We start from the raw sequence: 13,381 nt of genomic DNA on the forward strand, positions 1-13,381 counted from the left end.
TACGGCAACGGCCCCGACCCTACTGCCCCGCCCGCTGGAACACCGCCACCGTCCGCGCCGGGACGGTGAACGTGCCCGAGCCGGCCGCGTAGGCGGAGGTCTTCACCACCGGGTCGGCGCCCTTCGCCTGCACCGGGTGTAGCCGGTAGGGGGTGCCCGCCAGGCCGTCGACCTTCTGCTCCTGCTGCTGCGGGGTGGCGTTGAAGACGACGACCAGGTCACCCAGTTCCATCGTGATCACGCCGGGTGTCTCGTCCTTCCCGGAGAGCGGGAAGGAGAGGTGCGACTGCACTTGGCCGGCGGTGGCCAGGGAGAAGACGGGCTCGGTGGTCCGGATCCGCAGCAGGTCCCGGTAGGCGGCCGAGGCGCCCTCGATCTGCTCGCACCCCACCTTCACCGAGGTGAGCAGGGGCTGTGCGTAGGGCCACTTGGACTGGTTGTCGGCCGCCATCGGCAGTCCGCGACCGAAGCCGTTGCCGTCCCGGCAGTCCCAGTGGACGGCGTTGAACCAGTCACCGCTGTCGTAGGAGTTGCGGTCCAGGGACTTGGAGCGCAGCAGGTCGCTGCCGGCCTGGGAGAGGGACGGGCCCTGCGAGAGCGTGGCCGTGGCCATGGCGAGCACCTGCATCCGGGCCCGGTCGGCCGCGTTCACGGAGGTCGGCAGCTTGTAGGCGAGGGCGTCGAACAGCGACTCGTTGTCGTGGGCGTCGGTGTAGGCGAGCGCGTCGCCGGGCGCGTCCGCGTATCCGGCGGGCGCACCGTTGTAGTCGATCCCGGCGCCGGTGACCTGCTTGCCTTCCGAGTCGGTGAAGCGGTAGCCGGCCAGGTTGCCGGTCAGCCCGACCTTGATCAGGTCCTGGTCGTGCAGGAGCCGCGCCTTCTGCTCGGCCTTCGTCCCGTTGCCCGTCGAGGAGTTGGGGTCGGTGTACAGCCCGGACGCGAAGCCCTGGAGGCCGGGGTCGGCGTCGAAGGGGCTGCCGCCGCGTACGGCGTCGCGGGCGCGGTCGGAGAAGGTCGCGATGCCGGTGCCGGCCATGTTCTGCTGGGTGGCCTGCACGAAGCGGGCGTTGTTCGCGACCTCGCCGAAGTTCCAGCCCTCCCCGTAGAGGATGATCTTCTTGCCGTCGACGCCGTCCTTGGCGGGCGTGAGCGCGTCGAGAGCCTTGCGCACGGCGAGGATGTTGGCCTTGGGGTGGTGGCCCATGAGGTCGAAGCGGAACCCGTCGACCTTGTACTCCTTGGCCCAGGTGACGATCGAGTCGACGACCAGTTTGCCCATCATCGCGTTCTCGGGGGCGGTGTTGGCGCAGCACGTCGAGTTGGCCACCGACCCGTCGGCGAGGAGCCGCTGGTAGTAGCCGGGCACGATCTGGTCGAGCACGGAGGTGTCGGCCTCACCGGCGGCCGAGGTGTGGTTGTAGACGACGTCCATGACGACGCGGAGGCCGTCCTCGTTGAGCGCCTCGACCATCTTGCGGAACTGGACGGTACGGGCCGTGCCGTTCGGGTCGGTGGCGTAGGAGCCCTCCGGGACCGTGAAGTGGTACGGGTCGTAGCCCCAGTTGTAGGCGTCCTTGGCGGCGGTCGCGGCGACGCAGGCCTGCTGCCGGTCGGAGTCGGGGGCGTAGGAGGCGAGGTCGCAGTCGGGGGTGGCCTGCTCGGACTTCTTCTCGGGCACGGTCGCGAAGTCGAAGGCGGGCAGCAGGTGCACGTAGGACGTACCTGCCTTGGCCAGCTCCCGCAGGTGCTTGGAGCCGTCGCTGTTCCTGTCGGTGAACGCGAGGTAGGTGCCCCGGTCCTCGGCCGGCACGGTGCGGTCCGCGACGGAGAAGTCGCGGATGTGCAGCTCCTGGATCTGTGCGTCCCTGAGCGGTACGGCCTTCGGCTTCTTCAAAGCAGACCAGCCGCTCGGGGCCAGGGACCTGTCGTCCAGGTCGGCGACCAGGCTGCGCTTCGAGTCGGCGGTGAGGGCGAGGGAGTACGGGTCGGTGACCTTGTTGGTGACGATCTTGCGGACGCTGGGCGCCCACACCTTCACGACGTACCGGTAGGGCTTGCCGCGCCAGGAGGCCGGGCCGGTGACGGACCAGACGCCGGTGGTGTCGTTCCGCCGCATGGCGACGGTGGAGCCGTCGAGGTCCAGCTTCACCGACTGGGCCGTCGGCGCCCACACCGCGAGCGTGGGACGGCCGTGGTGGAAGACCGGACCGAGTTCGGCCTTCGTCGCGTCGTACAGGTCGTCGAGGACTCCGGCGATCTGGACGCCCGTCGCCGCCAGGACCGCGCCGTTTGCGGCCCGCTGCGAGGCCACGATCTGGCCGCCGAGCGCCTCACGCACCCGGTCGCGGTCGCGCGGGTCGACGGACCAGGCCGTGTAGTCCTTCAGGTACGGGAACCTCGCCTTCTGGGCGTCGGAGAGCGTGGTCCTCGTCAGGCGCAGCCAGCGCTCGTCGTCGCTCGTCAGCGTCCCGTCCTTGACGGCGATCGAGCCGTCGTGGGAGTAGACGAGCTGGGTGGAGACGGCGCCGTCGGCGCCGTTCCAGGCGAGGGTGTACCGGTCGAGCCAGACCGCCTTGGAGGTGGTCAGGTCGAGGGCGGCCGCGTTGCCCGCGGGCTGCGGCAGCAGGTACTTCTCCTGCCCGTTCAGCAGCCACACCTCGTAGCCGTTCGCCTTGAGGTCGAGCGACTGGTCGGCGGGGAGGTCCTTCTCGTCGCCCTTGTGGACGATGTAGCTGAGGCTGGTGGCGCCGGCGGCGAGCGGCACCTCGAAGACCGCGCCGTACGCGTCGGTCCGCACCGGCTTCAGGGGGCTGGACCAGTCGGTGGGGTGCGCGGCGCCGGTCCAGACGTGGATGCCCCAGCCGTCGTAGTTCCCGTCGGCGCGGTGGTAGTGGAGGACGGCCTTGGTGGTGTCCTGGGCCGGATAGCCGGGCCGCTGGGTGAGGACGTCCGGCTTGCCCTGCTCGACCCAGACCTCACCGGTCCGGCTGACGTCGATGGTGCGGTCGGCGGAGACGTCCTTGTCGCCGTCCTTGTCGATGACGAGGAAACCGACGCTGGAGGCACCGGGCTTGAGCTTGACGTAGGCGAAGGCGCCGTACGCGTCCCGGCCGACGAAGGGATGGCTGTTCGGCCAGGTGGTCGCCTCGCCGTCGGCGATGTCGCCCCAGGCGTACAGGCCCCAGTTGTCGTAGTCGCCGTCGGTGCGCTTGTAGTGGACGACCACATGGTCGCGCGAGGAGGCCGTGGGGACCTGCGGGGCGGGCGGGGTGCCGGTGGTGCTGCCGGCCGTGGCGCTCGCGGTGCGGCCCGCCGAGTCGACGACGACCGCCTTGTAGCGCAGGGCGGTTCCGGCCGGTACGTCCTTGCCGATCGTCTGGGTGACCTTGTACGGGGCGTGGTCGGCGGAGCCCAGGACCTTCCAGGGGCCGTCGCCGGTCTGGGCCGCGAAGACGACGCGGTCGAGCTGCCCGCCGGTGACGTCGGCCTGGATGCCGACGGTGCCGGTGGCGCCCGCGTCCGGGGCCTTCAGCGTGATCGTGGGCCTGGTGGCAGGCGCGGCGAGCGGGCGGGCGGCCTTGAACACGACCGCCGAGCGGGCCGGGACGGTGACGGTGACGTTCCTGTCGGCGTCGCTGGTGAGGGAGGCGTCGGTGCCGTGGACGCCGCGGAAGGTCATGCCCGCGGACCCGGTGGCGAAGGTGGCCGACTTGCCGTCGTCCGCGTTGTTGAAGGCGACCACGTACTCGGTGCCGTCCGTGCCCGTACGGGAGAAGGCGTAGATGCCGGGGCCGTCGGCCGCGTAGCGCTGGGTCTGGACGCCGTCGGTGAGCGCGGGGTTGTCCTTGCGCAGCTTGGAGAGAGCGGCGATCTCCTTGTAGAGCGGCGCACCGGTGTCGTAGGAGTCGCTCGCGTGGGTCCGGTCGGTGCCGATCTCGTCGTCGGCCAGGTAGTCCGGGACCTTGGAGGCGAACATCGTCTGACGGGCGTCCTTGTCGCCGCCGGAGCCGGTGAAGCCCTGCTCGTCGCCGTAGTAGACGACCGGGTTGCCGCGGCTGAGGAACATCACCTCGTTGGCGAACTCGTCCTTCTTCAGGATCTCGGCGTCCGTCGCCTTCGGGTCGTCCTGCTTCAGGAAGTACCCGATGCGGCCCATGTCGTGGTTGCCGAGGAAGGTGACCTGCTCATAGGCGTTGGCCTTGTCGGTCGTGTACTTGTAGTCGTCGCCGAAGACGCTCGCGAGCTTCTGGGCGCTGCCGCCCTGGGAGGCGTAGGCGCGGGCCGCGTCCTGGAACGGGAAGTCCAGCGTGGCGTCCAGACGGCCCTGGGTGACGTACGGGGACGTGACCGAGGTGTCGGCGGAGTAGGTCTCGCCGAACATGAAGAAGTTCTTCCGGCCGTGCGCCGCCGCGTACTTGTCCAGCGCGGTCGCCCACTGCGTCCAGAACTCCATGTTCACGTTCTTGACGGTGTCGATCCGGAAGCCGTCGACGGCGAAGTCCTTCACCCACCGCTCGTAGATCTTCTCCATGCCGTGCACGACCTCGGGCCGCTCGGTCCACAGGTCGTCCAGACCGGAGAAGTCGCCGTAGGTCGCGGACTCGCCGGCGAACGTCGAGTCGCCCCGGTTGTGGTACATCGTCGGGTCGTTGAGCCAGGACGGGACCTTGGTGTCGCTCGTGAGCTGCGGGGTGTACGGGAAGGAACCGGTGTCGACGGCCGGGAACCTCTTGGTTCCGTCGGCGTAGTCGGCGTCGTCGAAGGGCCTGCCGTCCTTGGTCAGGTAGGGGAAGGCGCCCTTGGAGAGGTAGCCCGACGCCTTCTCCCGGTAGTTCACGACGTCGGCGGTGTGGTTGGTGATGACGTCGAAGAACACCTTCATGCCCTTGGCGTGCGCCTTGGTGATGAGGGTCCTCAGGTCCTCATTGGTGCCGAAGTGCGGGTCGACCTGGGTGAAGTCGGTGATCCAGTAGCCGTGGTACCCGGCGGAGGCGTTCGCTCCCGTGCCCTGAACGGGCTGGTTCTTGAAGATCGGCGCCATCCAGATGGCGGTGGTGCCGAGCCCCTTGATGTAGTCGAGCCGGTCGGTCAGGCCCTTGAGGTCGCCGCCCTGGTAGAAGCCCTTGTCGGTGGGGTCGTAGCCGGTGGCCAGGCGTGAACCGGTCAGCCCGCCGCGGTCGTTGGAGTGGTCCCCGTTGGCGAAACGATCCGGCATGACGAAGTAGAACTGCTCGCGGGTGTCGCCGTGCCGGGCGGGCTGTGCGGCGAGCTTCGCGTCGGAGGGGGGCGCGGGCGGGGTGTTGGCGAGCGCGGCGAGGGGTGGGAGGAAGGCGGCGGCGAGCGCGGCGACGACGACGGCCGCGACTCTTCTCCGGTACGGGGTGCGGCGCGTCCCGGGCGCCGGCCATCTCGGTATCACAGGCACTGAACTCCTTGCGATTACGGCTCGATTGGATCCACAGGGTCCGGCCCCTCGCCGCGACATCGGGCAACTGCTGCCGGGCGCCCGCGCGACCGTATCGCCGACGAAAGGATTACAGCAAGAGGCTTGAAACCATCGGAAAGAAATTGCATGAGCAGGGGCCCGCCGCCCTGCGCACGGCGGACGGTGGGCCCGTCGGGGAAGTCCGGTCTCAGCAGCTCGACTTGCCCGCGTAGACGGCGAGCGCCGTGTTGGGGGCGACCGACGCCTGGAACCAGCCGCTGCTGTTCACCGTGACGGTTCTGTCGCCCTGCACGTCACAGTAGGTGCCGGGCGGCAGCGACGTCTCGAACCAGCGGTCGGCCGTCGTGCTCTCGTGGTTGATGACCACATAGCCCTTGCTGCCGCGGCCGAACGCGATGAGGTTGTTGCCGTCGTCCCACCACTTGGTGACGGCCTGGCCGCGTGTGGCGTTGCGGAAGGCGACCATCGACTTGATCTCCGGCCACGCGTGCTGGCACTTCCAGCCGTCCTGCCAGCAGGCGTTGACCTGCCCCCCGTTCGGCGGGCCGGCGTCCGCGTCCGACCACTCGTAACCGGAGTTGATGTCGGGTGCGCCGTACGGCCAGGCGAGCATGAAGACGTTCGCCAGGGTGTAGTTGGCGCCGTCCTTGTAGTTGAGGGTGGAGCCGTTGCGCTCGGTGTCGTGGTTGTCCACGAAGACCCCGGCGACCGAGCTGCTCAGATAGCCCCAGGGCTCACCGAAGTTGCTCAGGTACGCGAGCTTCTCGTTGTTGAAGACCCGCTTCAGGTCGTAGGCGTACCGGAATTCCTGGACGTCGCCGTTGCCGGTGTACTCGCCGGGCTGGACCGCCTCGCCCGCGCCGTAGATGACCTCCTGCTTCCAGTACGCGGACGGATTGGTCAGCCTCGACTTGATGTTGGCCAGGTCGTCCGCCGGGATGTGCTTGGCGGCGTCGATCCGGAAGCCGTCGACACCCAGGCCGAGCAGGTCGTTCATGTAGCCCGCGATCGTGCTGCGGACGTGTTCCTCGCCGGTGTCCAGGTCGGCCAGGCCCACCAGCTCGCAGTGCTGGACGTTCCAGCGGTCCTGGTAGTTGGTGACCTGGGCGGTGCAGTCGTCGAAGTCGGCGTACGAGTACAGGCCGGGATAGTCGTACTTCGTGTAGGACGAGCCGCCCGTGCCGGTGCCGCTGCCGGCCGACATGTGGTTGATGACGGTGTCCACGACGACCTTCACGCCTGCCGCGTGGCAGGTGTCGACCATGTTCCGGAAGGCCGTGCGATCACCGAGACGACCCGCGATCCTGTAGCTGACCGGCTGGTAGGACGTCCACCACTGGGAGCCCTGTATGTGCTCGGCCGGCGGGGAGACCTGGACGTAGCCGTAGCCGGCCGGGCCCAGGGTGTTGGTGCACTCCTTGGCGACCGAGGCGAAGTTCCACTCGAAGAGGACGGCGGTGACGTCCTTCGTGCCGGGCGGGGAGGCGTGGGCGGTCCCGGCGGGGACGGTGAGTGCGAGCGACGCCGCCGCCACGAGGGCGAAGGCGCCGGAGAGCGTTCTGCTGGGCATGTGGGGGTTCCTTCTCCGTTGAAGGATCTGTTGAGGGGAGCCGGTGAGAGGCACTGAGATGCCCTGAAGGGAATTGCTGCAAGTTTTCAACTACTTGCAGTGGAGCAGAAGGTACGAGCCCCGCCCTCTGCGGTCAACCCTGCGGACATGTTCCTGTCACATACGCGAAATAGGGCCGGATTGCGCCCGGTCGGGCCTGCGCGAACGCCCCGGGAGGACGCCGGGGTCCACCGTCCACGGCGGACGACGGGGTCCTTGAAAACGGGCGAAAGAGCTTACGGCGAGCCGGCGAGCACGGCCCGCTCAGCCGATGACGAGCGGGAGCTTGGCGGCGAAGTCGCCCAGCGCGGTCTTCTCCGCGTCGGTCGGCGTGCGCCGTCCGGTGCCGATCAGCAGCGCGTCCTTGTCCGAGAGCGAGGCGGGAAGCGGGGTTGCGGCGATCTTCTCCAGCATCACGCGTGCCGCCGCCAGAGTCTCTGCAGGCGGCTCCACGGCCGACGGCAGATACGCGATCAGGTCGAGGTGGTGCAGGGTCCATTCGAGCACGTACGCGCCGAGGTATGCGCCGACGGTCAGCACCTCGCCGCGCGTGCTGACGCGGGCGGCCGGATCGGCCAGTTCGGCCGCGCGGCCCGCGGCGGAGCCGACGTCGTCGAAGTGGAACTTGAGCCACCGCGGTTCGCCGTATGCGGCGGCCAGCCGGGGGACCAGCGCATCGAGGGGGTCCTCGCCGGTCGGGGGTTCGACGAATTTCCAGTAGGTGACCGCGTCCACGGTCGGTTCGCTCTCAGCAGGCGTCACCAGGGTGATCAGGACGTCCTGGGCACCGATGAGCAGGTGGCACACCAGGTCCCGCACGAGCCAGCCGGCACAGCCGGACGGCTGCTCGAAGTCCTCGTCGGGTAGCTCCGCGACCGCCGTGCGCAACGCCGCCCAGGAACGTGCGAACAGATCCACTGCGACACGGTAAGGCCCGCCCGGAACAGTGGACAAGCGACCGGCAGAACCTCGACCACCTCACGCGGTCGGCCTGTCGGAAGAGAGCGGTCGCCGGTTTCCCGGTCCGCACATCGCGGGGCCCGCCGTCAGCACGGACGGCGGGCCCCGCGATGCAGGTGGCGCGCCGTCAGGACGTGGTCCACCACACCGTCGTGTCCGACGGCAGTTTCGCCTCCGCGTCCGCGACCGTCACCTCCGCGCTGGCGACCAGGACACGCCCGTAGGCAGGGATCGTGACCGCCTCGCCCGTGGTGTTCGCCACGCAGACGAAGTCGCCCCGGCGGAAGGCCAGGACGCCCTCGGGAGCCTTCAGCCACTCCACCGCGTCGCCCGCGCCCAGGTCGGGGTGGGCGCGGCGGACGGCGAGCGCGGTGCGGTACAGCTCCAGGGTGGAGCCGGGGACGTCCTGCTGGGCCTCCACGCTCAGCTCACCCCAGTCGGCCGGCTGCGGCAGCCAGCTCCCCCCGCTGCCGAAGCCGTAGGAGGTGCCCGTACGCGTCCACGGGATCGGGACCCGGCAGCCGTCGCGGAAGCCGTCCTGGCCGGCGCCGCGGAAGTAGGCGGGATCCTGGCGGACCTCGTCGGGGAGGTCCACGACGTCCGGGAGGCCCAGTTCCTCACCCTGGTAGACGTACGCCGATCCGGGCAGGGCCAGCATCAGCAGGGTCGCCGCGCGGGCCCGGCGCAGGCCCAGTTCACGGTCGCCCGCCTCGCGGATCTGGGTGCCGAGGGCCGCGTCGTGGGCGAAGCGGGTGGCGTGGCGGGTGACGTCGTGGTTGGACAGGACCCAGGTGGCGGGCGCGTGGACCGGGCGCATCGCGTCGAGGGTGCGGTCGATGACGGCGCGCAGTTCGGCCGCGTCCCAGTGGGTGCTGAGGTACTGGAAGTTGAAGGCCTGGTGCAGCTCGTCCGGGCGGACGTAGTTCGCGGTGCGCTCGATCGTCGGGGTCCAGGCCTCCGCCACGAAGATCCGGTCGCCGGTGTACTCGTCGAGGATCTTGCGCCACTCGCGGTAGATCTCGTGCACGCCGTCCTGGTCGAAGAACGGCATGACATCGTTGCCCAGCAGCTTGAGCTGGTCGTGGGCGCCCAGGTCGGGCAGGCCGTCCGCCTTCACCAGGCCGTGGGCGACGTCGATGCGGAAGCCGTCCACGCCCATGTCCAGCCAGAAGCGGAGGATCGAGCGGAACTCGTCCCCGACCGCCGGGTGGTTCCAGTTGAAGTCGGGCTGTTCGGGGGCGAACAGGTGCAGGTACCACTCGCCGGGGGTGCCGTCCGGTTCGGTGACCCGCGTCCACGCCGGGCCGCCGAAGATGGACTCCCAGTCGTTGGGCGGGAGTTCACCGTTCTCGCCCTTGCCGGGGCGGAAGTGGTAGCGCTCCCGCAGCGGGGAGCCGGGGCCTTCCGCGAGTGCCCGCTTGAACCACTCGTGCTGGTCGGAGGAGTGGTTCGGCACCAGGTCGACGATGATGCGCAGCCCCAGCCCGTGGGCGTCGCGGATCAGTGCGTCAGCGTCCAGCAGGCTGCCGAACATGGGGTCGACGGCACGGTAGTCCGCGACGTCGTAGCCGGCGTCGGCCTGCGGCGAGGCGTAGAAGGGGCTGAGCCACACGGCGTCCACGCCGAGGTCGCGCAGATACGGGAGTCGGGAACGTACGCCCTCCAGGTCCCCCATGCCGTCGCCGTTGCTGTCGGCGAAGCTGCGCGGATAGACCTGGTAGATCACCGCGTCCCGCCACCAGTCGCGGTGGGAGGCGACGGTGGCGAGGGCGGTGTTCGGGGCCGGGTCGGCGGAGTGCTGGCTCATGGCGTCCTTGAGTAACGGAGTTCTTGGGGTCATGGGCATGGGTACGGCGGGCAGGTGAGGAGGCGGCCGCGGTGACAGCGGGGCTTTGGGATCCCCCCGTGCTCGATGGGCTGGGGGGGCCGACCGCGGCCGCCACCCGCGCGGCACGCCGCGCGGGAGCCGGGAAGGACGGGCGCTCAGCCCTTGGTGCCGCCCGCGGTGAGGCCGGTCACCAGGTTCTTCTGTACCAGGTAGAAGAACGCGGAAACGGGTATCGCGATCAGGACCGCGGTGGCGGCCATCAGGTTGCGCTGGGCGTCGTGTTCGCTGACGAAGCTCTGCAGGCCGACGGCGAAGGTGTAGTTGGTGTCGCTCAGCATGAACGTCGAGGCGAAGGCGACCTCGCCGAACGCGGTGAGGAAGGCGTAGAAGGCGGCGACCGCGAGACCGGGCTTGGCGAGCGGCAGGATCAGCCGTACGAAGGTGCCGAACGGGGTGAGTCCGTCGACCCGGCCCGCCTCGTCGATCTCGAAGGGGATCGTGTCGAAGTACCCCTTCAGCAGCCAGGCGCAGTAGGGGACGATCGTCGTGCTGTTGATCAGGACGAGGCCGAGGTAGGTGTCGATGAGTCCCAGGTCCGACATGATCTGGTACATCGGCACGATCAGGACGGCGATCGGGAACATCTGCGTGAGCAGCAGCAGCCACATGAACTTCCGGTAGCCGGGGAAGCGCATGCGGGAGACCGCGTAGCCGGTGGTGGCGGCGATCAGCACGCCGATGACCGTGGTGCCGCCCACCACGATGAGCGTGCTCTTGAGCCAGTCGAAGAAGCTGGTGTGCCGTAGGACGAACGAGTAGTTGTCCAGCGTCATCGTGTGCCAGATCTGACCGGGGTGCAGATAGTCGTCCTTGTCCGGGCCGAGGGACAGGAAGATCAGCCAGCCGACCGGGAAGAAGGCGATCAGGCTCGCGACGATCAGCGCGGTGTGGGAGGCGAGGCTCGCGAGCGGGCCGTGCTCGCCGCGCCGGCGCACCCTGCGCCGCGGCGCGTCCGCGACGGGCCGCCCGGTCACCGCGGAGGAGGTCTCGACAGTGGTCGTGCTCATGGGAACTCCTGCCTCAGATCGCGAGCTGCTGCTCGTTGCGGTTCAGCCAGCGGCGGTAGAACGAGGTGAAGACGATCAGGATGGCCAGCAGCAGGATGCCGTAGGTGGCGGACTGCGCGAAGTCACGCGGCTGCTGGCCGAAGCCGAGTTGGTAGGCCCAGGTGACGAGGATCTGGGCGTCCGGGGCGGTGTTGCCGAACAGCAGGAAGATGATGGCGAACTGGTTGAAGGTCCAGATGATGCCGAGCAGGACGACGGTGGAGCTGACGGACCTCAGGCCCGGCAGGGTGACGTGCCGGAAGCGCTGCCAGGCGCTCGCGCCGTCCATCTCGGCGGCCTCGTAGAGCGAGGTGTCGATGGCCTGCAGGCCGCCGAGCAGCGAGAGCATCATGAACGGCACACCGCACCAGGTGTTGACCATGATCGCGGCGAACCGCTGCCAGAAGGTGTCCTCCAGCCACTGCGGTTGCGGTAGATGCAGGGCGTGCAGGGCGTTGTTGATGATGCCGCCGTCGGCGAGCATGAAGCGCCAGCCGAAGACGGTGACGAAGGTGGGCACGGCCCAGGGCAGGACCAGGACGACCCGGTAGAGGGTGCGCCCGCGGAACTTCTGGTTGAGCAGCAGCGCGAGGCCGAGGCCGATGGTGTAGTGCAGGGTGACGCAGACGGCCGTCCACACGACCGTCCAGATGAAGTGCGACCAGAAGCGGTCGTAGGACAGCGGACCGAACAGGACGTCCTTGTAGTTGCCGAGCCCGATGAACCTGTACGTGGCGTCGATGTGGTTGACGCCGATCGTGCGGGCGCTGTTGAGGCTGTTGGCGTCGGTCAGCGTGAGGTAGAAGCCGTACACCAGCGGATAGAACACGAGCGCGCCGAGCACGACCGCGACCGGGGCGATCATCGCGTAGGCGTACCAGTGCTTCTGGTAGGCGTTTCGGATGCGCCGGCCCAGGCCGGGCCGGGGCGCGCGGTCACCGCGGCGCTTGCCGGTCGCGCGGTCGATGGCGACAGTCATGGTGCGACACCTTCGGGGAGATCAGGGGAGATCAGGGGGTGGGGCCGGGCGCAGGCCGGTGGCCGCCGGATCCTTCCCCCCAGGTCCATCAGGAGGATCCGGCGGCCACTCGGGCTCACTTGCTGAAGTCGGGGACCAGCTTGGCGATCGCGAGTTCCGCGTTGCTCAGGCCCTTGTCCAGCGATTCCTGACCGCCCGCGATCTTGGGCAGCTCGGTGTCGAGCGGGCCCCACAGGGAGCTGTACTCGGGCAGTGCCGGGCGCGGCTGGGCGGCGGGCAGGACGGCCTGGTAGCCGGCGATTCCGGGGTCGGCCTTGACCTGCGCGGTGTAGGCGTCCTGGCGCGTGGGCAGCGTGGAGTTCTTCAGGGCGATGGTCTCCTGGGACTTCGCCGAGGTCATGAAGTTGACGAACTTCAGCGCCGCTTCCTGGTGGGCCTTGTCGGAGCCGGCGTAGACGGAGAGGTTGTGGCCGCCGGTGGGAGCGCCCGCCTTGCCGGTGGAGCCGGCCGGGACGGTGGCGATGCCGAGGTTGGACTTGTCGCTGAAAGCGCTGCCCTTGTAGAAGTTCGTGATCTCCCAGGGGCCCTGGATGATCGCGGCGACCTTGCCGTTGACGAACGCGTCCTGGATGTGGGCGTAGGCGTCGGCGGTGGTGTCGGCCTTGTGCAGGCCCTTGCCGGAGAACGTGCTCAGCCAGGTGCCGTACGCCTTCTTCGCGGCGGCCGAGTTCACGGTGATCTTCTTGGCGGCGGCGTCGACGGTGTCGGTGCCCTCGCCGTAGAGGAAGGACTGGGCGTAGTAGGCCTGGGTGGAGCCCCAGTAGCCGTCGGCGCCGGTCTTGTCCTTGATCTTGGCGGCGTCGGACTTCAGCTCGTCCCAGGTCTTGGGGGCCTCCGTGATGCCGGCCTTCTTGAACAGGGCCTTGTTGTAGACGAGGGCGAGGGTGTCGGTGACCAGCGGCACGCCGTAGGTCTTGCCGTCGTACTGGGCCTGCTTGATCAGGCTGGGCTGGAACTTGCTCTGGTCGGCGAGGGCCTCGGTGCCGTCCAGCGGCAGGAAGTAGCCCTTCTTGGCGAAGGCGGGGGTCCAGCCGACCTCGGAGCGCAGCACATCGGGGGCGCCCTTGGAGCCCGCGGCGGTGTCGAACTTGTTCTGCGCCTGGTCGAAGGGGACGTTGACGTACGTGACCTTGATGGTCGGGTTGGCCTTCTGGAAGTCCGCGATCAGTGCCTTGTACGTCGGCGCCTCATTGGTGGCGTTGGAGGTGTCCCACCAGGTGATGGTGACCGGGCCGTCGGACTTGCCGCTGCCGCCGTCACTTCCGCCGCAGGCCGTCGCCGCGAGGGCGACGGACGCCGCCAGCGCGGTGGCCGCTATGCCACGCCGCATGAGTTCTCCTTGAGGGTGAAAGCCCGAGTGCAGGTGACGGTCCCGTCCGCCGTCCCTGTCGAG

General features: G+C 69.1%; 7 protein-coding genes. All 7 read right to left on the minus strand.

Going from position 1 to position 13,381, the window contains the following annotated elements:
* Window positions 1-19: 19 nt before the first annotated feature.
* The 7 genes from pulA to ACZ4SW_RS07320 all read right to left on the minus strand — a co-directional run bounded on the left by pulA (window position 20) and on the right by ACZ4SW_RS07320 (window position 13,318).
* Window positions 20-5,419 carry a pullulanase-type alpha-1,6-glucosidase gene (gene pulA, locus ACZ4SW_RS07290; RefSeq protein WP_468239053.1) on the minus strand — a complete coding sequence of 1,800 codons (5,400 nt, stop codon included), beginning with the start codon at window positions 5,417-5,419 and terminating at the stop codon, window positions 20-22.
* Between the two features lie 214 nt (window positions 5,420-5,633).
* Complete coding sequence (locus ACZ4SW_RS07295; protein ID WP_468239055.1) at window positions 5,634-7,016, minus strand: alpha-amylase; 1,383 nt, start codon at window positions 7,014-7,016, stop codon at window positions 5,634-5,636.
* Window positions 7,017-7,319: 303 nt separating this feature from the next.
* Window positions 7,320-7,973, minus strand: coding sequence for a maleylpyruvate isomerase N-terminal domain-containing protein (locus ACZ4SW_RS07300; RefSeq protein ID WP_468239057.1), 654 nt, complete (start codon window positions 7,971-7,973; stop codon window positions 7,320-7,322).
* 169 nt (window positions 7,974-8,142) lie between these two features.
* Window positions 8,143-9,822: a glycoside hydrolase family 13 protein gene (locus tag ACZ4SW_RS07305; protein WP_468239060.1), complete on the minus strand. Its 1,680-nt coding sequence runs from the start codon at window positions 9,820-9,822 to the stop codon at window positions 8,143-8,145.
* Window positions 9,823-9,998: 176 nt separating this feature from the next.
* A complete protein-coding gene (locus ACZ4SW_RS07310) occupies window positions 9,999-10,910 on the minus strand; it encodes a sugar ABC transporter permease (RefSeq protein WP_468239062.1) in 912 nt (303 codons plus the stop codon).
* A 13-nt stretch (window positions 10,911-10,923) separates the two neighbouring features.
* Complete coding sequence (locus tag ACZ4SW_RS07315) at window positions 10,924-11,928, minus strand: carbohydrate ABC transporter permease (RefSeq protein ID WP_468239064.1); 1,005 nt, start codon at window positions 11,926-11,928, stop codon at window positions 10,924-10,926.
* Window positions 11,929-12,043: 115 nt separating this feature from the next.
* Window positions 12,044-13,318 (minus strand): extracellular solute-binding protein, encoded by a 1,275-nt coding sequence (locus tag ACZ4SW_RS07320; protein WP_468239067.1) that lies wholly within the window; start codon window positions 13,316-13,318, stop codon window positions 12,044-12,046.
* Window positions 13,319-13,381: the final 63 nt, after the last annotated feature.

The organism is Streptomyces sp. NPDC028331, from assembly GCF_055565775.1.

What these genes read in the sequence shown, in the direction of transcription:
- ACZ4SW_RS07315 (WP_468239064.1), bottom strand. Translation starts at nt 11,928, where the DNA reads ATGACTGTCGCCATCGACCGCGCGACCGGCAAGCGCCGCGGTGACCGC.
- ACZ4SW_RS07295 (WP_468239055.1), bottom strand. Translation starts at nt 7,016, where the DNA reads ATGCCCAGCAGAACGCTCTCCGGCGCCTTCGCCCTCGTGGCGGCGGCG.
- ACZ4SW_RS07310 (WP_468239062.1), bottom strand. Translation starts at nt 10,910, where the DNA reads ATGAGCACGACCACTGTCGAGACCTCCTCCGCGGTGACCGGGCGGCCC.
- ACZ4SW_RS07305 (WP_468239060.1), bottom strand. Translation starts at nt 9,822, where the DNA reads ATGAGCCAGCACTCCGCCGACCCGGCCCCGAACACCGCCCTCGCCACC.
- ACZ4SW_RS07320 (WP_468239067.1), bottom strand. Translation starts at nt 13,318, where the DNA reads ATGCGGCGTGGCATAGCGGCCACCGCGCTGGCGGCGTCCGTCGCCCTC.